The organism is Streptomyces sp. NPDC029216, assembly GCF_040648015.1.
GTDB lineage: Bacteria > Actinomycetota > Actinomycetes > Streptomycetales > Streptomycetaceae > Streptomyces.
The window spans coordinates 28,903-50,682 of the sequence record NZ_JBEZWL010000021.1 but is presented as its reverse complement, the minus strand read 5'-3'; the positions used below and the strand labels follow the sequence as shown (position 1 = coordinate 50,682).

Below are 21,780 nucleotides of genomic sequence, written 5' to 3'. Positions count from 1 at the left end.
GAGACGGCGATGAAGGCCTACTCGATCGAGAAGTACGGTGACCAGTCCGCGGTGCGCGCCGCCGAGATGCCTGATCCGGAGCCGGGCGCCGACGACGTGCTGGTCAAGATCCATGCGGCGAGCGTCAACCCGCTGGACTTCAAGATCCGCGACGGTGCCTTCAGGATGATCCTCCCGTACCGCCTCCCTCTCGTGCTGGGCAACGACCTCGCCGGAGTGGTGGTCCAGGTCGGCTCGGCCGTCACCCGGTTCGCGGTGGGTGACGAGGTCTACGCCCGGCCCGACAAGGACCGCATCGGTACCTTCGCCGAACTCATCGCCGTCCACCAGAACGACCTGGCATCCAAGCCGGCCACCCTCACCATGGAAGAGGCCGCCTCCCTTCCCCTGGTCGGTCTGACGTCGTGGCAGGCACTGGTCGAGAGGGCGCAGGTCCAGCCGGGGCAGAAGGTCCTGATCCACGCGGGTTCCGGCGGAGTGGGCACCATCGCCATCCAGCTGGCCAGGCATCTGGGCGCGCACGTGGCCACCACCGCCGGCGCGGCCAACGCCGGCCTGGTCAAGGAGCTCGGCGCGGACGTCGTCATCGACTACCGCGCCCAGGACTTCGAGGAGGTCCTGGACGGCTATGACGTCGTCCTGGACACCCTCGGCGGCGAGACCCTGGAGAAGTCCCTGCGGGTCCTCAGGCCCGGCGGGAAGATCATCAGCATCGCGGGGCCTCCCGACGCGGACTTCGCCCGCGAGCTGGGCGCGAACCTGGTCCTGCGGCAGGCGATGAACGCGCTGAGCTGGAAGACCCGGCGCCATGCCAAGCGCCAGGGCGTCACCTACTCCTTCCTGTTCATGAAGGCCGACGGCGAGCGGCTGCGCGAACTCACCCGGCTCGTCGACGCCGGAGAGATCCGTCCCGTCGTCGACCGTGTCTTCCCCTTCGAGCAGACCCGCGAGGCGATGGAGTACGCCGAGAAGGGCCGCGCCAAAGCCGGCAAGGTCGTCGTCGCGATGAGGTGAGAGACCCCCACCCCGCCACCCGTACGCCTCAGCGACGAGAGGATTCCGCCTCCCGCCACTCCCATCCGCACAGGAACCGGTCATGAACGCACCACGCAGTTCCCCCACGCCCGCCCCGTCGTCGTACAAGGAGGCGCCGACTCGTTCGGTGTCCGTGCGCGGCGTCGACTTCGTCTACCGGCAGCTCGGTCCGGCAGGAGACGGCGTACCGCTGATCATGCTCCACCACCTCACCGCGGTCCTGGACGACTGGGACCCCCGCGTCGTCGACGGACTCGCCGCCCGGCGCCGGGTCATCACCTTCGACAACCGCGGAGTCGGTGCGTCGGGCGGCTCCACGCCCGACACCATTGAAGCGATGGCCCGCGATGCGGTGCTGTTCATCCGAGCCCTGGGCTTCGAGCAGGTCGACCTGCTCGGCCTGTCGATGGGCGGCTTCATCGCCCAGGTCATCGCAGCCGGGGAACCGCAGCTGGTGCGCAGGGTCATCCTCGCGGGCACAGGCCCCGCCGGAGGCCCGGGCATCGACAAGGTCACCGCACTCACTCTCCGGGACATCCTGAAGGGCTTCCTGACCCGCAAGGACCCCAAGCAGTTCCTCTTCTTCACCGACACTGAACACGGCCGAAGGGAAGCGCGCGCCTTCCTGGAACGGCTGAAGGAGCGCACGGACCACCGCGACAAAGCCATCTCGCTGAGGTCGTTCCGCGCCCAGCTGAAGGCCATCCACCGGTGGGGCCTCCAGCCGTCGGCCGACCTGACCCGCATCCGCCAGCCAGTCCTGGTGTCCAACGGCGAGAGCGACCGGATGGTGCCGAGTGAGAACACGCTCGACCTCGCCGCACGGCTGCCCCGGGGCGAACTCGTCCCCCTCTACCCGGACGCCGGACACGGCGGAATCTTCCAGTTCCACGAAGCGTTCGTGGCCAGGGCCCTCGCATTCCTCGAAGCACGCCCGGCGCCTGACCGCTGATGCACATCCCCCGCCGTCCGTCCCGGACGCGGCGCGACCGGGCGGGGCGGCCCCGGGCGAGCCGGCCCAGCCTCGAAGTCAACTCCCCGGTGGACCGGCCTGGAAGCCGTACGCGGCTGGGAACGGCTGATCTGTGAGGCCAAGGGCCGCACCAGTGAGAAAGGCACCGACGCCGACGCCTATGGCCAACTGCTGCGCCGCATGACGAGCCAGGACCCGCACACGCGCTACGCCCTCGTCGTGCCGTCCTCCTCCCTCAAGGCCGCCGCACGCGTCCCGGCCCACGTCCGACAGATCCGGTCACCCCCGCCCTCGCCCGGTCCGGCCGGCCGGCGCCTGCTGGGCGGGGTACGGAGGGAGTTCGCTGGAGCCGCGGACCACCAGTCGGGTGGGGACCATGATGGTCCGAGCGCGGGTGCGGTCGCCGTCGAGGCGGGCGAGTGCGGTCCTGGCCGCCGCCTCGCCGATGGCCACCGGGTCCTGGGCCACGACGGTCAGGGCGGGCTCGAGGACATCGGCTAGCGGGAGGTCGTCGAAGGTGACCAGGGCAATGTCCTTGCGCCCTGCGCGGGTGAGCTGGGCGAAGGTCCCGAGGGCCATGATGTTGTTCGCCGCGAACAGGGCGGTGGGAGGATGCGGCAGGTCGAGCAGCGCGGTGATCTCGGCGGCGGCCGCGTCCTGGCTGTGGGCGCCGGTCACCAGGGTCCGGTCGTACGGCAGGCCGGCCTCGGCGAGCGCCGAGCGGTAGCCGGCGAGCCGCTCGCGCCGGGTGTAGAGCTTGGCGGGAAGGTCTCCGATGAAGCCGATCCGGCGGTGGCCGCGGGCGATGAGGTGGGCGATGCCCTCGTGGACGCCGGTCCGGTTGGAGCTGACGACGCAGTCGGCGGACAGTCCGACTCCCGGCCGGTCGAGGAACACCACCGGCAGACCGGCCGCGCGGGGTGCCTTGAGATGGCTGTGATCGGCTCCGAACGCGGGGACGACCATCAGCATGCTGACGCGCCGGGCGAGGAAGGTTTGGATCAAGGCCCGTTCCCGGTCCGGGTCTTCGGCCGACGAGCCCATGAGGAGGGTGAGCCCCCGGCTGCGTACGAGGTCCTCTATGCCGCCGGCGACGGTGCCGAAGAAGGGGTTGCCGAGGTCGGGCACGACCAGGCCGACGGTGGTGTCGGGGCCCCCGACACGGATGTTGCGGGCCATCAGGTTCGGCTGGAAGCCCAGCTTCGCGACCGCGGCGAGCACGCGCTCGCGGGTCTCCGGGGAACTCGGCCCGTCCTCGTTGAGCACCCTGGACACCGTCTTGGCGCTGACGCCCACTTCTCTGGCGACATCGGCCAGTGTGGGGCGGCGGTTCGCGGCCATGTACCACCGTTCCTGTGCGTTCTTCCGGACCGGCCCCTGCCCGGGGCCGGTCCCGCTGTCCTGCCTGTGCGGCGACCCTGTGGTCTGCGCGGCGTTGCCCCTGCGGCAACTCAGTGGGCGGACACGCCTGCCGCTTCGGCGGCATCCGCGTCGGCAACGACGGTACCTCCATCGTCGCTCACCCTGAGCGCCCCCGTCATGATTGCGACGACCTCCGCCATGGAATGGTCGGACGGCTTGATCAGCGCCTCGCGACGGCCGAGTCGGTGGATGTGGATCCGGTCGGCGATCTCGAAGACATGAGGCATGTTGTGGCTGATCAGTACCACGGGCATGCCCTTGTCGCGGACTCGGCGGATCAGGTCGAGGACCTGCCCCGACTCCTTGACGCCCAGTGCGGCGGTGGGCTCGTCCATCACGACGACGCTCTTGGCCCAGGCTACGGACCGCGCGACCGCCACGGCCTGGCGCTGACCGCCGGAGAGCGTCTCCACCGGCTGCGTCAGCGACCGCAGTCCGATCTTGAGGTCGGCCATGTGGGCCGCTGCCTCCTGGCGCATGCGCTTCTTGTCGAGCATGCGCAGCGCGCTGCCGAGGAAGCCCGGCCGGCGCAGTTCGCGCCCGAGGAACATGTTGGAGGCGATGTCCATGGAGGCGGCGACGGCCAGGTCCTGGTAGACGGTCTCGATGCCGTGCTGCCGGGCGCTCTGCGGCCCGGTGAACCTGATGGGTTCGCCGTTCAGCCGGATCTCGCCCTCGTCGGGGGTGAGCGCACCCGTGAGGGCTTTGATCAGGCTCGTCTTTCCGGCGCCGTTGTCGCCGATGACGGCGAGGACCTCGCCGGGCAGCAGGTCGAAGTCGGCGCCGTCGATGGCGGTGACATGGCCGTACCGCTTGACCAGGCCTCGGGCCTGGAGCACGGGCGTGACATCGGCAGTGCTCATCGTGCCTTCCTCCGGGAGATCTGGTCTACGGTGACGGCCAGGATCACCAGCACCCCGGTGATCAGGGTCTGGTAGATGGATGCGACGCCCATCAGCTGGAGGCCGTTGCGGAACACACCGACGATGAGGACGCCGATGAAGGTGCCGAGGACGGAGCCGCGCCCGCCGAAGAGGCTGGTGCCGCCGAGGACGACGGCGGTGATGCTGTCCAGGTTGTCGGTCTGGCCGGCCTGCGGGTCGCCGACACCCGTGCGGGATATCAGGAGCAGTGCGGCGATTCCGTAGACGACTCCGGCCAGGGTGTAGAGGCCGATCGTCAGCCGGGAGGTGCGGATGCCGTTGAGGCGGGCGGCCTCGGGGCTGTCGCCGATCGCGTACACGTGCCGACCCCAGGACGTGCCGCTCAGCGCGTAGGCGAAGAGCAGGAACAGGGCGATCGTCACGAGCGAGCCGTAGGTGATGTCGGTGTTTCCGAGCGGGAAGGTCTCACCGAGGGCGGTCAACGGCGCCGGGAGGTTGGTGATCGTCTGCTCGGCCGAGTAGATGTGGGTCAGGGCGAACGCCACGTTCAGCATGCCGAGGGTGACGATGAACGGCGGGAGGGGGATCAGTTGCACCAGCAGGCCGTTGACCAGGCCGAAGACCGCACTGACGACCAGGCCGAGAGTGATCGCGGCGAGTGGTGGCAGGCCGCCCTCGGCAGCCGTCTTGGCGATGACGATGCTGCCGAACGCCATGACGGCACCGCAGGAGAGGTCGATGCCGGCGGTGAGGATGATCAGGGTCTGACCGATGGCCAGCGTGCCCACGACCATGACCTGCTGGACGATCAGCGAGAAGTTGCCGCCGGAGAGGAACTGCTCGGCCGTCAGGGAGAAGAAGACGCAGGCCAGCAGCAGGGCGACGAGTGGGCCCGTGGTCGGTGTGGCGAACAGCCGGCGGACCGTGGTCGGTCCTTTCAGCTGGTCGTAGGGCAGGGGTGTGGCAGTCATGGTGGTCCTTGCAGGTGGTCGACGGTCGGCGGAGCGGGGTTCGTCACGGTGACGTGCCGGAGGGCTGTTCGCCGCAGGAGGCGTTCGCCGGAGAGTGCCGCGAGGCTGATCCCCGGAAGGGCGCGGGCAGTGCGACCTCAGGGACGGGGAGGCCGGGTTCGGAGGGTTCGGCCGCGGGAGCGGCCGGCCGGGCGAGGACTTCCGCGGCGCGCCCTGTTACCGGGGCTCAGCCCCAGCACTTCTCCAGGCCGTACGCGGTGTCCTTGGCGTCGACACCCGGCTTCGCCGCGCCGGTGATGAGCGTGACGCCGGTGTCCGTGTAGCCGGAGGCCTTCTTGCCGCCCTTGGCGAAGTCGGCGACCGCCTTGACGCCCTGGGACGCCATCTCGAGCGGGTACTGCTGCGAGGTCGCCGCGATCTTGCCTTCCTTGACGGCCTTCGTACCGGCGCAGCCGCCGTCGACGGAGACGACCAGGACCTTCGTCTCCAGGCCCTTCGCCTTGAGCGCGGTGTAGGCGCCCAGCGCGGCCGGCTCGTTGATCGTGTACACGACGCTGATGTCCGGGGACTTCTGAAGGCAGTTCTCCATCGCTGTCTGACCCTTGGCCTGGTCGCCGCCGGTGTCCTGCATGCACACCACCGACGGGTCGCCCTCCGCGATGCCGAAGCCCTTGAGGAAGCCCTGGTGGCGCTGAACACCCACCGCGACGCCGGGTGCGAGGTCCAGGGTGGCGATCTTCGCCTCCTTGCCGGCCATGGCGGCCTTGGCGTACCGGCCGATGAGCTCGCCCGCCTTGACGTTGTCGGTGGCGAAGAGGGCGTCGGTGGCGTCCTGCGGCTCGGTCGGGCTGTCGAGCGCGATGACCAGGACGCCCTTGGCGCGTGCCTTCTCGAGGGCGGGGACGATCGCCTTGGAGTCGTTGGGCGTGATGAGGATGCCCTTCACACCGGAGTTGACCATGTTCTCGATGGCGGTGACCTGGCCCGCGTTGTCGCCGTCGAACTTCCCGGCCGCACTGACGAGGTCGACGCCGTTGTCCTTCGCAGCCTGCTCGGCGCCCTCCTTCATCTTCACGAAGAACGGGTTCGTGTCCGTCTTGGTGATCAGCCCGACCTTGGTTCCACCGCCGCCGGACCCTCCCTGCGCACCGGAGCCGCAGGCCGTCAGGGTCAGCGCCGAGACGGCGGCGAGAGCGGTGAATCCGATGGAGGTGCGGACGGTGCGGTTTCTGCGAAGCATGACTGATCTCCTGCTGGACGAGGGCGGAACGGCCGCGCGGATCGAAGGGCTGCGAGGGGACTGCTGCCGTCGAGCACACTGGCTGCCGGTGTCATCGTTGACTCATGTCATCGTTGACACCACTTGCGGAGGATGATGAACTCCATCACCGGGAAACGTCAATGCCTTGGCGCCGTCACAAATCGGCAACGCCGCCCTCACCGCCTCACATTGAGAGCAGCGCTCTCCCTGAGGTTCCTCAAGGCCCCTTGCAATCGCAGCCTTCTCGCGCTGCCCACCTGGAGAGAATGACCAATGCGCCTACCTCTGGTCACCGTCCTCGGAGAATGCGTCGCGGACGCCTTCACCGTCCCCGCACCCACGCCGGGCGAGCTTGCCCTGCGGGTCCTGCCGGGCGGCGGTCCGGCGAACACGGCCGTGGCGCTCGCCCGCTTGGGCACACCCGCCCGCTTCCTGGCGCGGCTGTCCGACGACGTCTTCGGCCGCCTGTTCCGTGGTCACCTGGAGGCCTCGGGTGTCGATCTCACTGCCGCCATACACGCACCTGAGCCCAGCACGCTGGCCGTCGCCGAACTCGACGCCCAGGGCCGGGCGACGTACTCCTTCCGCGCCCAGGGCACCGCGGACTGGCAGTGGACGGCGGACGAACTCGCCGCGACGGACCTCGCCTCCACCGCCTGCTTGCACTCGGGCTCCCTGGCCCTGGTGCGCGAGCCCGGCGGCACGGTCGTGGAGGAGTTCCTCGCCCGCGCCTCCGCCACGGCCACCATCTGCGTCGACCCCAACGTCCGGCCGCTGCTCGTGGGACTGAAGGTCTACCGCGAACGCCTGCCGCGCTGGTGCGCGTTCGCGGACATCCTCCGGCTGAGCCAGGACGACCTGGAACTGCTGCTGCCCGAGTACACGATCGAGCGAGCCTGCGACGCCTGGCATGCGGCGGGCGTCCCGCTCGTCGTGATCACCCGCGGGGAGCGCGGCGCGGTCGCCTCGCTGGACGGCGAGCGGGTTGTCGTACCGGCGCCCCTGACCGACGTGGTCGACACCGTCGGCGCCGGCGACTCCTTCACCGCAGGGCTCCTGCACCATCTCGGCGCCAAGGGGCTCCTCGGTGGGCGCCTGACGGATCTGCGGGTCGACGACGTCTTCGACGCCTGCGCTTTCGCCTCCCGGGTAGCGGCACTGACCTGCGGCGCCGTCGGGCCGAACCCGCCGTGGGCCGGCCAGTTGCGGCTGCCGACACCCGCGGCCGGACGCACCGCCGGCTGAACGGGCGGACCGAACGAACTCGGCCCAGCGCATTGACGCGCCGCCGGGAGACCGCACATCATCACTCCCCAGTGAATGTCATCGCTGTCACATGTCATCGATGACATTCCGATGACATTCCGTTTTCCGGGTCGCCCTCACCGCCCGGCACTGCGAATCCCCCGGCGTCGTACCGCCGCAGCGGACGCGGACACGCCGCCGCCCACAGCGCAGGAGGAACCATGAGCCCAGCCCCCGCACGTCGTCGTGTCCTGCTGCGCCTCGTCGCCGCCGCGGCCGCGACCTGCGCGCTGACCGTCTCCGCCGTCGCCCCGCAGGCGGCGGCGGAGGTCAGCCGGCCCTACACGGAGACGTACCGCCCCCAGTTCCACTTCAGTCCCGCGAAGAACTGGATGAACGACCCCAACGGACTGGTCTGGTTCCAGGGCGAGTACCACCTCTTCTACCAGTACAACCCGAGCGGCGACACCTGGGGCAACATGTCCTGGGGCCACGCCGTCAGCAAGGATCTGGTGCACTGGCAGGAACTCGCGCTCGCCATCCCGCACGACGACACGGAGATGATCTTCTCCGGCAGCGCCGTCGTCGACCGCGACAACACCACGGGGTTCGGGAGCAAGGAGAATCCCGCGATGGTGGCCGTCTACACGAGCCACTTCAAGGACGGCGGCAAGCAGGCCCAGTCCCTGGCATACAGCACCGACCGCGGCCGCACCTGGACCAAGTACGCCGGGAACCCCGTGCTCGACATCGGGTCGAAGGAGTTCCGCGATCCCAAGGTCCAGTGGTACGCGCCCACCCAGAGCTGGCTGATGACGGTGTCGCTGTCCGCCGAGCACCAAGTCCGGTTCTACTCCTCCAAGGACCTCAAGAACTGGACGCATCAGAGCGACTTCGGCCCGCAGAACGCGGTGGGCGGCGTCTGGGAGTGCCCGGACCTGTTCCCGCTGCCCGTCGACGGCGACCCCAAGCGCATCAAGTGGGTGCTCGTCGTCAACATCAACCCCGGTGGCATCGCCGGTGGTTCAGCCGCCCAGTACTTCGTGGGCGACTTCGACGGCAAGCGGTTCACGGCCGACGACGACGGCTCCTACACGCCACCGCCCGGAGTGGTGGTGCAGGACTTCGAGGGGGACGACTACGGCACCTGGCAGACGGCCGGCACGGCATTCGGCGACGGACCGGTCCCCGCGCCCGCGCCCGGCACGTCGGGCACGAGCGGGGTCGAGGGCCGGGGGTTCGTCGACAGCTTCCGGGGCGGCGACGTCGAGACCGGCACCCTCACCTCACCGCCGTTCACCGTCGACAGCGACTACCTCAACTTCAAGGTGGCCGGCGGCCGTCACCCGCATGTGCCCGGCTCGGTGATGGGCGACTCTCCCGCGCCCGCGGGAGAGGTACTCGCCGACTTCGAGCAGGACGGCTACGGCTCCTGGACCACCACGGGCACCGCCTTCGGCAACGGCCCCGCACGCGGCACGCTCCCCGGGCAGAACACGGTGACCGGCCACGACGGCGAGGGCCTGGTGAACAGCTTCCTCGACGGCGACGCGACCACGGGCACGCTCACCTCGCCCGAGTTCACCCTCACCGCGAGGCACATCAACCTCCTCCTCGGCGGCGGCCATCACCCCTCGGGCTCCGCCGCGCCCACCGCGGTCCGGCTCGTCGTCGACGGCAAGACCGTGCGCAGCGCGACCGGCACCGACTCGGAAGAGCTCAACTGGACCTCCTGGGACGTCGGCGACCTCGCCGGCCGGACTGCGCGCATCGAGATCGTCGACCAGAACACCGGCGGCTGGGGTCACATCCTGCTTGACCAGGTGATGCAGTCCGACACCCCGGCACGGCCCCGCTCGACTGAAACGGTGGTCGATCTCGTCATCGACGGCGAGGTCGTCCAGAGCGAGACCGGCGGGAACGGCGGCAGCCTGGACTGGGCGTCCTTCGACCTGCGTGCACACCAGGGCAAGCAAGCCGTCGTCCAGATCGTCGACATGAACCGGGGCGGCTGGGGCCACATCCTGGCCGACCACTTCGTCGCCGCCGACCAGCCGGCGATCCCGAGCGTCCGGCGGGCGTCCTGGGTCGACCACGGCAAGGACTACTACGCGGCCGTCTCCTGGGAGGACGCCCCGGACGGCAAGCGCCGCATGATCGGCTGGATGAACAACTGGCAGTACGGTAACGACATTCCGACCTCCCCCTGGCGCAGCGCGCAGAGCATTCCGCGCGAGATGGCGCTGCGCACTGTGAACGGCCAGCTCCGGCTCACGCAGCAGCCGGTGTCCAAGGTGGAGTCGCTGTACGCCGGACCCGCGGTCGGTGTGCGCGACGTGAAGATCACGGAAGGCTCCGTACCACTGGCAGGCGGCCGTGCCGACGGCAAGGCGCTCGACATCCGGGCCACGTTCTCCCCGGGTGACGCCGAGCGGTTCGGGTTCACGGTCCGCACGGGCGAGGGGCAGAAGACGGTCATCGGCTACGACACCGAGACCCAGGAGCTGTACGTCGACCGGACACAGTCGGGTGCGGTGGACTTCCACGACGACTTCCCCGGCGTCCAGCGCGCACCGCTGACGGCCCGGAACGGCAAGGTCGAGCTCCGCATCCTGGTCGACTGGTCCTCCGTCGAGGTGTTCGGCGGCGACGGCGAGGCTGTGATCACGGACCAGATCTTCCCGAGCCCGGACAGCGGCGGGATCCGGCTCTTCGCCGAAGGCGGCTCCGCCCGCCTGGACAGCGCCAAGGTCTGGCAGGTGCGGTCGTACCGCGACTGACCACACGCGTGTCGCGACTGAACCACCTGTGCAGATCCGCTGACGGTGTGGAGGCGTACCGCTCCGGTGCCCTCGGCGCACTCCGCTCCCTCGCGCCGCCGGCCTTCTGCGCCGCAGCGAACCGGCCGCAGACTGGACTGCGACCACCCTGGCCCCGGACGCACGAAAGGCCGTTCTCTCGTGGATGAGAGAACGGCCTCCGACCTGCGAAAAGCAGAGTCGGGACGACAGGATTTGAACCTGCGACCCCTTGACCCCCAGATCGATGGGTCGGGGTCAAAATCCTAATATACAGGGCGATTTGAGGGCGGGCGACGTGCATGAATGCGCGTGCCGTGCACCTGTGCGCAGAGGTGCTGGTCCCCAAGTGGTCCCCAACAAGTCGTCACTCCGAGGTGCCACTTGGGAGGTTCGGACAGATTGAGTGCGTCCTCCGCGCCCCGGACCTCCGGACTGGTCTCCCAAACCGGGCTGGAGTCTCACCCAACCCAATTATGACGCATATCATACTCGCGGTCGATCTGAAACCGTGATGCGACAGGCTGCGTAGGGGGCCGGTCAGCCCTCCCGTCACTCGATCGGCGAAAGCCCCGCCGTAGCCCTCGGGCGTACGACAGGCTGGGGTGGCACATCTTCGGCATCCCGGGGGCAGGAGCTCACGAGCGTGTCCGCGAGCGTGGCAGCACATGACGAGGCACCCCTTCCAACAGCTCGCGACGTTCCACTCGGCCCCCTGACAGGAATGGACGTACCGCTGCGGCAGGGAGCGACCGGCTCGATGCTCCACCTGTCGGCGGCGTGCGGGGCGTTCCGGGTACCTCCGCAGCGGGCTGCCGTCAGCCTGCGCGTACCGGACCGCGGCAGCATGGCCGACGTTCCGGAGCCCGGGGGCTGCCAGCGTTGTCCCAACCCGTTCCCCGACTACTACACGCAGGCCCGTCGGCTGATCTCACGCATGGAAGAACTGCGCACGCTGGCCGATCGGCTCGACTCCGGGGACGACCTGGAGGCGTACTGCGACGTGCTCGCCTTCGGGATGCACGGACCGGGAGGGAGCGACCCGAAGGACGCCCACCGTCTTCTGCGCAATCCGCTCGCGGCGCTTGGCGCCGCCCGGGGTCGGCTGGCGCAACGCCATGCCGATGCCCTACCTCCACGCCTTTGTGAACGGTCTCGAACTCGACCGCGCAGCCGTCAACGCCGGCCTCACCCTCCCGCACCACAATGGGCGGACCGAAGGCGTCAACACCCGCACCAAACGGATCATGAGGCAGATGCACGGCCGCGCGGGCTTCCCCCTCCTCCGCCACCGCATCCTCCCGCACTGACCGTCACCCTTCGTAACCACCGATTGCGGGACAGAGCCGAACGTTTCACAGTCCCAATGAGCTCGACTGCTGATTCGGCTGATCGCAGCCGGTTGGGGGGCACGTCGGACCCGGCGTCCTGACCGTCAAGTCACGTCCGCGCTCGGTGACTTGGCCGGATTGTCAGGCGCAGAGAATCGCACGCATGTGCTGTTGAATGGCGTCATGTGGATTACTGGTGCGTTGGTCGGGACGCTTGTCTTCTTGCTTGTGGTGGTGGCCCCTGCGGTGGTGGGGCGGCGACTGCTGGGGGTGCGGGCGGGGGCGGTGCGGGTCGCGACCGCGGGGGCGTGCGGGCTCGCGGTGTCCGGGGGGTTGTTCGGGCCCCGGCTGGAGGAGTCGGGCGAGCTCGCGCCGCTGCTGTCCTTGATGGGCGGGGTGGGGATGCTCGCCTCGATGGTGGTTCTCGTCGTGCTGGACATCGTGGTGCCCATGGGCGCCGTACGGCCGCTCGGGTGGGCGCAGTCCGTGCGGTGGCGGATCGCGCGGGCGCGGCGATACTCCAGGGTGGTGCGCATAGCCGGCCGGCACGGGCTCGGGCCGTATCTGCGGGGCCGGCGGCGCGCGCCCGGGGTGCGGCACGAGTTGCTGGCGCGGGAGCTGCGACAGGCGTTGCAGGCGGGCGGGACCACGTTCGTGAAGCTGGGGCAGCTGATGTCGACCCGGCGGGACCTGCTGCCCGAGGTGTACGCCGAGGAGCTCAGTCTCCTTCAGGACCAAGTGCCGCCCGCGCCGTGGAGCGAGGTCGAGACACAGCTTCAGGAGAGCCTGGGAGCGCCGGTGCGGGATGTGTTCGCCACGTTCGAGCGGGTCCCGCTGGCAGCGGCCTCCATCGCGCAGGTGCACGCGGCCGTCCTGCATGACGGCACCGAGGTCGTCGTCAAGGTGCAGCGGCCCGGGATACCGGAACTCGTGGAGCGCGATCTGGACATCGTCGGGCGCCTGGCGTCGGCTCTGAGCGACCGCACCGCCTGGGGGCGCGGTCTGGGGCTGAACGACCTGGCGCAGGGCTTCGCCGTCGCGCTGCGCGAGGAGCTGGACTTCCGCGTCGAGGCTCGCAACATGACCGCGGTGCGCCAGGCCGCCGAGGCCCGCGGCGACTCCAGCATCGCCATCCCCGTCCTGTACGGGCAGTTCAGCACGGCGTGTGTCCTCGTCATGAGCCGGGTCGAGGGTTCCTCGCTCGGCAAGGCCGTCCCCGACGACCAGCGGCACGGCACCAAGCTGGCCGAGACCCTGCTCACCGCGCTGCTCAACCAGATCATGCTGGACGGCGTCTTCCACGCCGATCCACACCCCGGCAACATCCTGCTCCAGCCGGACGGCACTGCTGCCCTGCTCGACTTCGGATCCGTCGGCCGGATCGACTCCGGGCTCCGCGAGGCGATGGGCGGCCTCTTCCTCGCCGTCGACCGCGGCGATCCGCTTGCCCTGCGCGAGGCCCTCCTGGAGATCACCGGCCGTCCCCAGGAGGTCGACGAACAGCGGCTGCTGCGCGCGCTCGGGCAGTTCAGCGCCCGCCATCTGGGGCACGGGTCCGCGCCCGACGTGGAGATGTTCAGCGATCTGTTCCGGCTGGTGACGGACTTCCGGCTGACGGTTCCGCCGGAGGTCGCGGCCGTGTTCCGGGCCCTGGCCACCCTGGAAGGCACGCTGGTCCGCCTCTCCCCCGGATTCAACATGCTGGAGGCGTCCCGTACGTACGCCTCAGCCCGGCTCACGGACCGGCTGGGGCCGCGCAGTGCCCGTGACACGGCCCGCGACGAACTGATCGCGCTGCTGCCTGTCCTGCGACGGCTGCCCCGCCGCCTCGACCGCCTCGGCGGTGCGCTCGAGGAAGGTCGGCTCGGGCTCAACGTGCGGCTCTTCGCCGACCCCCGCGACCGGCGGGTCGTCGGCGAGCTGGTCGGGCGGATGGTGCACGCCTTCGTCGGGATCTTCCTCGGGTTCGCGGGCCTGCAACTCCTGGGAATGGACGGCGGGCCGCGCGTGAGCGAGAGCCTCGGACTCTACGGGCTGACAGGCTTCAACCTCCTGATTCTCTCCGCCGCCATCGTCCTCCGTACCCTCTTTGTCACCAGCCGGCCCATGGAATGACGCGACGCGCCGACCTCCGTGCCCGTTCCCACAGCACTGGCACTGCCCGAGCCACCTAGCTCAAGCTGCTCCAGACCCGCGGCCTGCCGGCCTGCCACAAAGCCCTGATCACAGAGAAGCCGAACGCGCCGAGACCAGTGCGGGACGATGACCGACTACAACCGGTGGGAACACCCCACCCCGGGCATCCGCTACCGGGCAACGGCTTCTGGGGACTTCACGTAGTGGTGACGGTTTCCTGCTGGAGGAGTGCGAGGCGGCTGGCTGTGCGGCCGATGTCTGGTGGCAGTCCGGCACCGTGCAGGGTGTCGGTCAGAGATGTGCGGCCGATGAGGGTGAGGTGTACGTCGCGGTCAACGAGTACGTCGACGAGGTTGGCGAAGCGCTGTGCCGCGTCGGGGCCGGCCTCGGCGAGGCGGGGCAGCCCGGAGATCGTCCAGCGGCGGTGGGTGTCGGCGAGGGTGAGGTAGTCGATGGTCGAGAGGGGCCGGTCGCACAGGTCGGCGAAGTCGAACCAGATCAGGTCGTCCCGTACGGCGAGGGCCCGGACGTGTCCGCGTCCCGCCGGCACGGTCCGTTCCTCGCCAGGAGCCGGCAGGGCCGGGGCCGATCCGGCGCGTTCGGATGCGCCTCCCGGCCAGAGGTAGCGGCCACCGGAGAAACCGGAACACGGGCGGGTCGAGACTCCGGACACGCGGTAGTCGGGGCCGTCGGGGATCTCGACTATGTCCATGGACCGTTCGAGCAGCCCGATCGTCGGCTCGAACATCTGGTGGAATACCGGATTGGGCAATAGTCCGGACGGCGGGTAGTTGGAGGTGGCCAGCAGGGTCGTTCCGCGCTCGAACAGTCCGCTCACGACCCGGCCCATCAGCATCGCGTCGCCGGCGTCGTGCACGTGGAACTCGTCGAAGAACAGGAACCGGCAGTCTCCGAGGAGTTCCGCCACGGCACGTTCACCGGCCCGCGGTTCGTGCCTGTGCCGGGCGTACGCGGTGTGGAACCGGCGGAAGAACTCGTGGAAGTGCACACGCTGCTTCTCCGCGCGCACCATGTCGAAGAGCGTGTCGGACAACCAGCTCTTGCCACGCCCCACCGGCCCCCACAGGTACACCCCGCGCACCGGCTCGTTCACAGGGCGCCTGAACCAGCGCCGGGCACCTTCCCGGTTCAGCGCCTCGCCGAGATCCCGCCGGGGCGCGAATCCGCGCCTTCTTCGAGGAGACCGAGCTGCCGGGCTCCTTGCGCGAGGCGATCGTCACGGCGTACGCCCGGCTCGGCGAAGGCCAGAACGAAGGCGAAGGCGACGACGGCGACGGCGGCGGCGGCGACATGACCGTGGCCGTTCGGTCGTCGGCCACGGCGGAGGACCTGCCGGACTTGTCGTTCGCCGGCCAGCAGGACACGTACCTCAACATCCGCGGAGAGGACGCGCTGCTGAGCGCGGTCCGCGACTGCTGGGCGTCACTGTGGACGGACCGGGCCATCACCTACCGCGACCGGGCCGGGATCGCCCATCAGGACGTGGCGCTCGCGGTCGTGGTGCAGAAGTTGGCGGCGGCGGACGCGGCCGGGGTGATGTTCACGATCGACCCGCTCGGTGGCCCCGCCGACCGTATGGTCCTGAACGCGGCGTGGGGCCTGGGCGAGGCGGTGGTCAGCGGCCTTGTCACACCCGACACGATGTACGTCGACCGCGGGACGCTCGAGATCACCGACCGGCTGACCGCCTCCAAGGAGGTGATGACCGTCCCCACGGACGACGGCACCCGCGAGGTGGCGGTGCCGGCCGACCGGCGGGACGCCCCGGTCCTGAGCGATTTCGAGGCAGTGGAACTGGCGCGGCTCGGGAACCGGATCGAGGAGCTGTACGCAGAGCCGCGCGACGTCGAATGGGCCCGCGAGAAGGGGCGCTTCCTCATCCTGCAGGCCCGGCCGATCACCGCCGCCGCTTCGACCCGGCCCGAGGTGTGGAACGACAGCACCGGCACCGACTCTCTGTGGACCAGCGCCAACCTGGGCGAGGCCGTGCCCGATGTGATGACGCCCGCGACCTGGTCGTTCGTACGGCAGTTCATGAGCGAGGTCATGGTTGGGGCCACTCTGGAGGGGCGGCCCATGTACGGCAACATCGGCGGCCGCTTCTACATGAACCTCTCCGTCACTGCCACCCTGGCGGCCGCCTTCGGGCAGGGCAGGAAGTTCGCGCAGGCCAACGAGCTGGTCTTCGGCCGGCTGCCCGAGGGGGTGGAGATCCCCTTGCTGCCCGCCTCGAAACTGCGTGTGTGGCGGGACACGCTCGGGGAGGCCGCCCGTGTGGTGAGCCGCATCCGTGCCAACGGCAAGATCCTGTCGACGTTTCTGGAAGAGGCACCGGCGCGCTGCGAGGACCTGCGGGCCCGGGTGGGCGGCGCCCCGGACGCGAAGAAGCTGCGCGAACTGTGGGACACCGAGGTGGGCGAGTACTTCCGCCTCTGCTGTCACATGCTCCAGGCGGCCACCCGCAAGGACGGCGACACACTCGTCAAGGTTCGCGGCACGCTCCACGAGCTGGTCGGCGAGCAGGACGCCGACCTGATGACGACGGGCCTCGGCGACGAGGGCCAACTCGCCAGTATGGGACCGCTGTTGGGGCTGGAGCGGCTGGCGCGCGGGGAGATCGACCGGGACACGTACACGCGGACGTACGGACATCGCGGCCCGCACGAGTTCGAGATCTCCCTGGCGCGGCCCGCCGAGGACCCACAGTGGATCGACCGACAGCTCGCCGCGCTGAGCAGCGTCCAGGAGGACGCTGACGCCCGCCTGCAGCGGCAGTCCGAGGCGCGGGCCGCGGCATGGGAACGGTTCGCCGCGCGCCACCCGAACCGGGTCACCGCGATACGCCGCACGGTGGACCAGTGGGCCGCTTCGGCGCGCCTGCGCGAGGCGGCTCGTACCGAAGTGGCACGCGTCTTCTGGCTGCTGCGCGATGTCGTCCGACGCGCCGGTGAAGTGACCGGCCACGGTGAGGACCTCTTCTTCCTCGACACGGAGGAGATCCTGGTCGTGCTGGCCGGGGACGAGCGGCCGCTCGCCGCGGTGCCGGCGCGGCGCGCCGCCCACGAGCTGTACCGCGCCCTGCCGACGTACCCCACTCTGATCCGAGGCGAATTCGACCCGCAGACCTGGGCGGCGGATCCGAACCGGCGCGCCGACCTGTACGACGCGCACGCCACACGGCCCCCCTCCGACACGGTCAGCGGTTCGCCGGCCTCGGGCGGGGTGGTGGAGGGCATCGCCCGCGTCGTCGCCACGGTCGAGGAGGGCGAGACCCTGCGGCCAGGTGAAATCCTCGTGACGACCGTGACGAACATCGGCTGGACCCCCCTGTTCACCCGGATCTCGGCGATCGTCACCGACGTGGGCGCGAATCTCTCGCACGCCTCCATCGTCGCCCGCGAACTGGGCATTCCCGCCGTCGTCGGGTGCGGCAACGCCACGACACGGATCCGGACCGGCCAACGCATCCGCGTCGACGGCGGCCATGGGACGGTGGAGGTGCTGGCCGAGGCTTGACCGACCCTGCCGAGTAGCCTCTCTGCTCGGTGCCGGCCGAGCCGGCGGCGGGAGGCCGCATGGGCGACAGTGTTCCCGAGGGCTGTCCCCGTGGCGTCGTCGTAGCCGAACAGCAGCCGGGGGAATCGGGCCGAGAGCGCGCCGACAGCCGCGCGGTGTCGTTTGCCGTTGCCCTGGTCGTTCGGTGGACGATGGCGTCAGCCATCAGGTGGGCGAGTTCGGGCGTCGTGGCCGGTCATGCCGCGGCCGGTGATTTCAGCGGCTCCGATGCGGAACCCGTAGGTGTCCGCCGGTCCGCTGAACGGCACCCTGACGAGGTTGACGTGGACGCCTGCCTGTTCCAGCCGTTCCCCCGCTGCTTGGGCGTCGGCGCGTCTCCTTGGCGAGTTGTTCCCGGTTGAGCCGGAGCGGACTCTGCGACTGGGCTCGTTCGAATCTTCACGGCCCAGCACTCCCCGTTGCCGAACGGCCGCCGTCGGTAGTGCTGCTGGAGTTCGACGAGGCGCTCGCCGCCGCGGACGGATCAGGGTCCAGCGGAAGGTGATCCGGTCGGCGATGACCGCGCGGAGCTCCCCCCGCGCCCTTGAGCGGGAGGAAGACGAGGGACAGTACGGCGGCGAGGGTGACCTGTGCGGTGGTCACGCCGGCCGCCTCCGGCGTTCGGCGCCCAGGCGGGCGAAGTGGTCGATGAGGTCGGGGGCGTCCACGGCTGCCGGGTTGACGACCTGCTCGACCGGGGCGCCCTGGAGGAGGCGCTTGACGGGGACTTCGAGTTTCTTGCCGGTGCGGGTGTGCGGGATGCCGGGGACTTCGAGGATCTCGTCGGGGACGTGGCGGGGTGAGGCGCCGGTCCGGATCGCCTCCTTGATCTTCTCGCGGAGCGGGTCGTCCAGGGTCGCGTCGTCTGCGAGGACGACGAACAGGGGCATCCAGTAGCCGCCGTCGGGTTCTTCCGCGCCGATGACGAGGGCCTCGGTGATCTCGGGGAGGCGTTCGACGGCGTCGTGGACGTCGGCGCTGCCCAGGCGTACGCCGTTGCGGTTCAGGGTGCTGTCGGAGCGGCCGTGGACGATCACGGAGCCGTGTCCGGTGACGGTGATCCAGTCGCCGTGCCGCCAGACGCCGGGGTGGGAGGAGAAGTAGGCGTCGCGGTAGCGGGTGCCGTCGGGGTCGTTCCAGAAGTACAGCGGCATGGACGGCATCGGGCGGGTGACGACCAGTTCGCCCACCTGGTCCACGATCGGGAGGCCCTCGGCGTCGTACGCGGCCAGGGCCACCCCGAGATGAGGTGCGGACAGCTCCCCGGCCCAGACCGGTGTGTTGGGGGCGCTGCCCGCGAAGCCGGAGACGACGTCCGTGCCGCCGCTGGTGGACGCGAGCAGGACGTGGTCGCCGACGTGGTCGCGGACCCAGGGGTAGGCGGAGGCCGGCAGGGCGGAGCCGGTGCAGCCGACCACGCGGATCGACGACAGGTCGTGTGCCGAGGGGTCGATGCCGTACTTGGCCATGCCCAGCAGGTACTGGGGGCTGGTGCCGAAGACGGTCACCCGGTGGCGCGCGGCCAGCTCCCACAGGACGTCGAGCCGGGCGAAGGGTGCGGGGCTGCCGTCGTACGTACAGGTCGTGGCGCCGGTCAGCAGGGTGGAGGCGACCAGGTTCCACATCATCCAGTGGGTCGTGGTGTACCAGAGCAGACGGTCGCCGGGCCCGAGGTCGGAGTGCAGGCCGAGGGTCTTCAGGTGCTCCAGCAGGACGCCGCCGTGACCGTGGACGATGCCCTTGGGCAGACCGGTGGTTCCGGAGGAGAACACGACCCACAGCGGGTTATCGAACGGCACCGGCGTACACGTGAGTTCCTCGGCGCGGGTGGACGCGTCCTCCCACGGCACCACCAGCGACGGGAACGCTCGCGAAGGCCACGGCAGGCCCACGTGGTCCACCAGCAGCGTCGCCTTCAACGTCGGGAGATGCGCGGCCAGTTCACCGGCAGCCTCGCGGCGGTCGTGGGTCGTGCCGTTGAAGAGGTAGCCGTCGGCGGCGATCAGGACGGTGGGTTCGAGCTGGGCGAAGCGGTCGGCGGCGGCCTTGGGGGCGTAGTCCTGCCCGCAGACCGACCACACCGCGCCCAGGCTCGCGGCGGCGAGGAAGGCGACGATGGCGTGCGGGGTGTTGGGCAGGTAGCCCACGACCCGGTCCCCCTTGCCGACGCCCAGATCGCGCAGTGTGGCGGCGACGGAGGCGACCTGGGCGCGCAGCCGGCCGCCGGTCACCTCGTGACTGGAGCCGGTCTCGTCGAGGGCGGTGATCGCCACGGCGTCGTCGGTGAGGTTGCGCAGGGCATGATGGGTGTAGTTGAGGGTGGCGCCTGGGAACCACCGGGCGCCCGGCATCCGCTCCTCGGCCAGCACCTGCTCGTACGGGGTGTCGGACTCGATGTCGAAGTACTCCCACACCGCGCGCCAGAAGCCTTCCAGGTCGGTGACCGACCAGTGGTGCAGGGTGGCGTAGTCGGTGCCGTCGAGCCCGGCGTGGCGGGCGAAGTCCATGATGCGGCTGTTCACGACGGCCTTGGGGTCAGGGGTCGTGAAGGGGTCCGGCCTGGTCATCGTGTGGCGCTCCTCAGCAGGCTCTTCTCGGCGGTCTGTTGGAGGGGGAGGGTGCTGCGCGTGGTGTGCAGGAGGGCCGCCCAGGCGGCGGTGTCGGTGAAGTCGTGCCTCCCGGCCGGAACGACGTCCATGACGACGCGGTCGGGGCGCAGCAGGACGGCATCCACCCTGCCGGCGCGCAGCCAGGCCGCGAGAGTGCCGTCGTCACCGAGGCCGGTGACAGGGATCGTCCGGGCGCCGAGCGCGTGGGCGAGGGCGTTCAGTGCGGGCCAGGGTTCGGCGGCGGTCAGGACGGTGAAGGAGTCGCCGAGCAGTTCGTCGAGGCGGATGCGCCGTCCGTCGAGTGCCACCCATGGTTGCGGGCAGTGGGTGCCCGCGAGGCCCCTGCGCATACGGCGCCGGACGAGGGGCCCGGCGGTCAGGGACGGGCTGAGGTCCCGGCCCGCCGCCGCGGTGAGGCCGGGTATGCGGCAGGCAGCGGCCAGGATCCTGCGGCGTAGTGCGGCGGCGCCGTCCTGGCCGCCGGTCATGGCCCAGCCGATGGCGACCGCGAGCCGGATCACATGCCGTGCGTGCGGCTTGCGCTCGCTCTCGTACGTGTCAAGCAGCCGCTCGTCGCCGCCCTGGCCCAGGACGCGGGCCAGCTTCCAGGTGAGGTTGTAGGCATCACGCAGGCCCGCGCACAGCCCCTGCCCGATGAACGGCGGGGTGAGGTGGGCGGCGTCGCCGAGGAGGAAGACTCGTCCGCTGCGCCACCGGTCGGCGATGCGCGCCCGGAAGGTGTACTGGGTCTCGCGGACGATCTCGAAGTCACCGTCGTGGGAGGGTGGCATCCATGGGGCGATCAGCTCCCGCACCGGTTGCCGCTCGTCCTGCAGCCGGAACTCCCAGCGGTAGCGGTCTTCGCCGACGCGCATGAAGGTCGCCGGGCGGTGTGGGTCGCAGACCTGGTCGACGCCTTCCCAGCAGCGGACGTCGGCGTTCGTGCGGACGTCGACGACGGTCCATCGTTCCTCGAAGCGCAGGTCCTCCCATGTGGCGCCGATGGCGTCGCGGGTGAGGCTGTTCGCCCCGTCGCAGCCGAGGACCGCCTCGGCCCACAGTTCGGACTCTCCGTCGTCGTCGCGGTAAGTCACGCGCACGGGGCCGGCGGTGTCCGGGCCGACGCCGGTAACCTCCACGCCGCTGCGCAGTTCGCATTGCGGGTTCCGGGCGAGGGCGTCGCGCAGCAGTCGCTCCAGCTCGGGCTGGTCGAACATGCTGGTCTGCGGGTAGCCGTGATGACCGTGCTCGGAGCGCCGGAACTCGGCCATGACCCGGTGCTGGGCGTCCAGCAGCCGCAGTCCGTTCGCGGGGCGGGCTATCTCTGCGAACTCCTCCCCCACGCCCGCGGCCTGGAGGATCCTGCGGACCTCGTCGTCGGTGGCGACGGCGCGCGGGAGCGGGTAGACGTCCCGGTGGCGTTCCAGGACGACGGTGCGCACCCCGCGCCGGGCGAGGAGGAGGGCGGCGGTCACGCCCACCGGTCCCGCGCCGATGATCACCACGGGTACCTGCTGTTCGGTGCGGCTCACCTCAGGT

General features: G+C 70.2%; 14 protein-coding genes and 1 pseudogene. 7 read left to right on the top strand and 8 right to left on the bottom strand.

Annotation, left to right across the window (positions count from 1 at the left end):
* The first annotated feature begins 9 nt into the window (after positions 1-9).
* Together AB0F18_RS11370 and AB0F18_RS11365 are read left to right on the top strand one after the other, a co-directional pair.
* On the top strand, positions 10-1,014 hold the full coding sequence (locus tag AB0F18_RS11370) for an NADP-dependent oxidoreductase (protein WP_362057702.1): 1,005 nt from the start codon (positions 10-12) through the stop codon (positions 1,012-1,014).
* Positions 1,015-1,096: 82 nt separating this feature from the next.
* Positions 1,097-1,987: an alpha/beta hydrolase gene (locus tag AB0F18_RS11365; protein WP_362057699.1), complete on the top strand. Its 891-nt coding sequence runs from the start codon at positions 1,097-1,099 to the stop codon at positions 1,985-1,987.
* 300 nt (positions 1,988-2,287) lie between these two features.
* Here AB0F18_RS11365 and AB0F18_RS11360 read toward each other — a convergent pair whose 3' ends face one another.
* The 4 genes from AB0F18_RS11360 to AB0F18_RS11345 all read right to left on the bottom strand — a co-directional run bounded on the left by AB0F18_RS11360 (position 2,288) and on the right by AB0F18_RS11345 (position 6,525).
* A complete protein-coding gene (locus AB0F18_RS11360; protein ID WP_362057696.1) occupies positions 2,288-3,349 on the bottom strand; it encodes a LacI family DNA-binding transcriptional regulator in 1,062 nt (353 codons plus the stop codon).
* A 110-nt stretch (positions 3,350-3,459) separates the two neighbouring features.
* Entirely contained in the window at positions 3,460-4,293 is an 834-nt protein-coding gene (locus AB0F18_RS11355; RefSeq protein WP_362057693.1) for an ATP-binding cassette domain-containing protein, read from the bottom strand.
* Positions 4,290-5,285 (bottom strand): ABC transporter permease, encoded by a 996-nt coding sequence (locus AB0F18_RS11350; RefSeq protein WP_362057690.1) that lies wholly within the window; start codon positions 5,283-5,285, stop codon positions 4,290-4,292. Before AB0F18_RS11350 ends, AB0F18_RS11355 begins: the two co-directional genes overlap by 4 nt.
* 226 nt (positions 5,286-5,511) lie before the next feature.
* Positions 5,512-6,525 carry a sugar ABC transporter substrate-binding protein gene (locus AB0F18_RS11345; protein ID WP_362057687.1) on the bottom strand — a complete coding sequence of 338 codons (1,014 nt, stop codon included), beginning with the start codon at positions 6,523-6,525 and terminating at the stop codon, positions 5,512-5,514.
* Positions 6,526-6,819: 294 nt separating this feature from the next.
* Here AB0F18_RS11345 and AB0F18_RS11340 point away from each other — a divergent pair, with 294 nt between their 5' ends.
* Together AB0F18_RS11340 and AB0F18_RS11335 are read left to right on the top strand one after the other, a co-directional pair.
* Positions 6,820-7,791 (top strand): carbohydrate kinase, encoded by a 972-nt coding sequence (locus AB0F18_RS11340; protein WP_362057684.1) that lies wholly within the window; start codon positions 6,820-6,822, stop codon positions 7,789-7,791.
* A gap of 221 nt (positions 7,792-8,012) precedes the next feature.
* Positions 8,013-10,571 carry a GH32 C-terminal domain-containing protein gene (locus AB0F18_RS11335; RefSeq protein WP_362057681.1) on the top strand — a complete coding sequence of 853 codons (2,559 nt, stop codon included), beginning with the start codon at positions 8,013-8,015 and terminating at the stop codon, positions 10,569-10,571.
* A 949-nt stretch (positions 10,572-11,520) separates the two neighbouring features.
* Here the strand turns inward: AB0F18_RS11335 and AB0F18_RS11330 are convergent.
* Positions 11,521-11,709 (bottom strand): hypothetical protein, encoded by a 189-nt coding sequence (locus tag AB0F18_RS11330; RefSeq protein WP_362057678.1) that lies wholly within the window; start codon positions 11,707-11,709, stop codon positions 11,521-11,523.
* A 4-nt stretch (positions 11,710-11,713) separates the two neighbouring features.
* Between AB0F18_RS11330 and AB0F18_RS11325 the strand changes: the two are divergent.
* Positions 11,714-11,899 (top strand): annotated as a pseudogene (locus AB0F18_RS11325) (ISL3 family transposase); the annotation flags it as partial.
* 249 nt (positions 11,900-12,148) lie between these two features.
* The gene (locus tag AB0F18_RS11320) at positions 12,149-14,035 is read left to right on the top strand and encodes an AarF/UbiB family protein (RefSeq protein ID WP_362057801.1); all 1,887 of its coding nucleotides are present in this window, start codon (positions 12,149-12,151) and stop codon (positions 14,033-14,035) included.
* Between the two features lie 217 nt (positions 14,036-14,252).
* Here the strand turns inward: AB0F18_RS11320 and zapE are convergent, their stop codons facing one another.
* A complete protein-coding gene (gene zapE / locus AB0F18_RS11315) occupies positions 14,253-15,209 on the bottom strand; it encodes a cell division protein ZapE (protein ID WP_362057799.1) in 957 nt (318 codons plus the stop codon).
* A gap of 29 nt (positions 15,210-15,238) precedes the next feature.
* Between zapE and AB0F18_RS11310 the strand changes: the two genes are divergently transcribed.
* Positions 15,239-17,593: a PEP/pyruvate-binding domain-containing protein gene (locus tag AB0F18_RS11310; RefSeq protein WP_362057796.1), complete on the top strand. Its 2,355-nt coding sequence runs from the start codon at positions 15,239-15,241 to the stop codon at positions 17,591-17,593.
* Between the two features lie 638 nt (positions 17,594-18,231).
* Here the strand turns inward: AB0F18_RS11310 and AB0F18_RS11305 are convergent.
* Both AB0F18_RS11305 and AB0F18_RS11300 read right to left on the bottom strand, forming a co-directional pair.
* A complete protein-coding gene (locus tag AB0F18_RS11305; RefSeq protein WP_362057675.1) occupies positions 18,232-20,199 on the bottom strand; it encodes an acetoacetate--CoA ligase in 1,968 nt (655 codons plus the stop codon).
* Positions 20,196-21,773 carry a bifunctional 3-(3-hydroxy-phenyl)propionate/3-hydroxycinnamic acid hydroxylase gene (locus AB0F18_RS11300; RefSeq protein WP_362057672.1) on the bottom strand — a complete coding sequence of 526 codons (1,578 nt, stop codon included), beginning with the start codon at positions 21,771-21,773 and terminating at the stop codon, positions 20,196-20,198. Before AB0F18_RS11300 ends, AB0F18_RS11305 begins: the two co-directional genes overlap by 4 nt.
* Between the last annotated feature and the right edge of the window lie 7 nt (positions 21,774-21,780).

Coding starts and splice junctions, on each gene's coding strand:
- AB0F18_RS11370 (WP_362057702.1), top strand. CDS start 10: ATGAAGGCCTACTCGATCGAGAAGTACGGTGACCAGTCCGCGGTGCGC.
- AB0F18_RS11365 (WP_362057699.1), top strand. CDS start 1,097: ATGAACGCACCACGCAGTTCCCCCACGCCCGCCCCGTCGTCGTACAAG.
- AB0F18_RS11360 (WP_362057696.1), bottom strand. CDS start 3,349: ATGGCCGCGAACCGCCGCCCCACACTGGCCGATGTCGCCAGAGAAGTG.
- AB0F18_RS11355 (WP_362057693.1), bottom strand. CDS start 4,293: ATGAGCACTGCCGATGTCACGCCCGTGCTCCAGGCCCGAGGCCTGGTC.
- AB0F18_RS11350 (WP_362057690.1), bottom strand. CDS start 5,285: ATGACTGCCACACCCCTGCCCTACGACCAGCTGAAAGGACCGACCACG.
- AB0F18_RS11345 (WP_362057687.1), bottom strand. CDS start 6,525: ATGCTTCGCAGAAACCGCACCGTCCGCACCTCCATCGGATTCACCGCT.
- AB0F18_RS11340 (WP_362057684.1), top strand. CDS start 6,820: ATGCGCCTACCTCTGGTCACCGTCCTCGGAGAATGCGTCGCGGACGCC.
- AB0F18_RS11335 (WP_362057681.1), top strand. CDS start 8,013: ATGAGCCCAGCCCCCGCACGTCGTCGTGTCCTGCTGCGCCTCGTCGCC.
- AB0F18_RS11330 (WP_362057678.1), bottom strand. CDS start 11,709: ATGGCGTTGCGCCAGCCGACCCCGGGCGGCGCCAAGCGCCGCGAGCGG.
- AB0F18_RS11305 (WP_362057675.1), bottom strand. CDS start 20,199: ATGACCAGGCCGGACCCCTTCACGACCCCTGACCCCAAGGCCGTCGTG.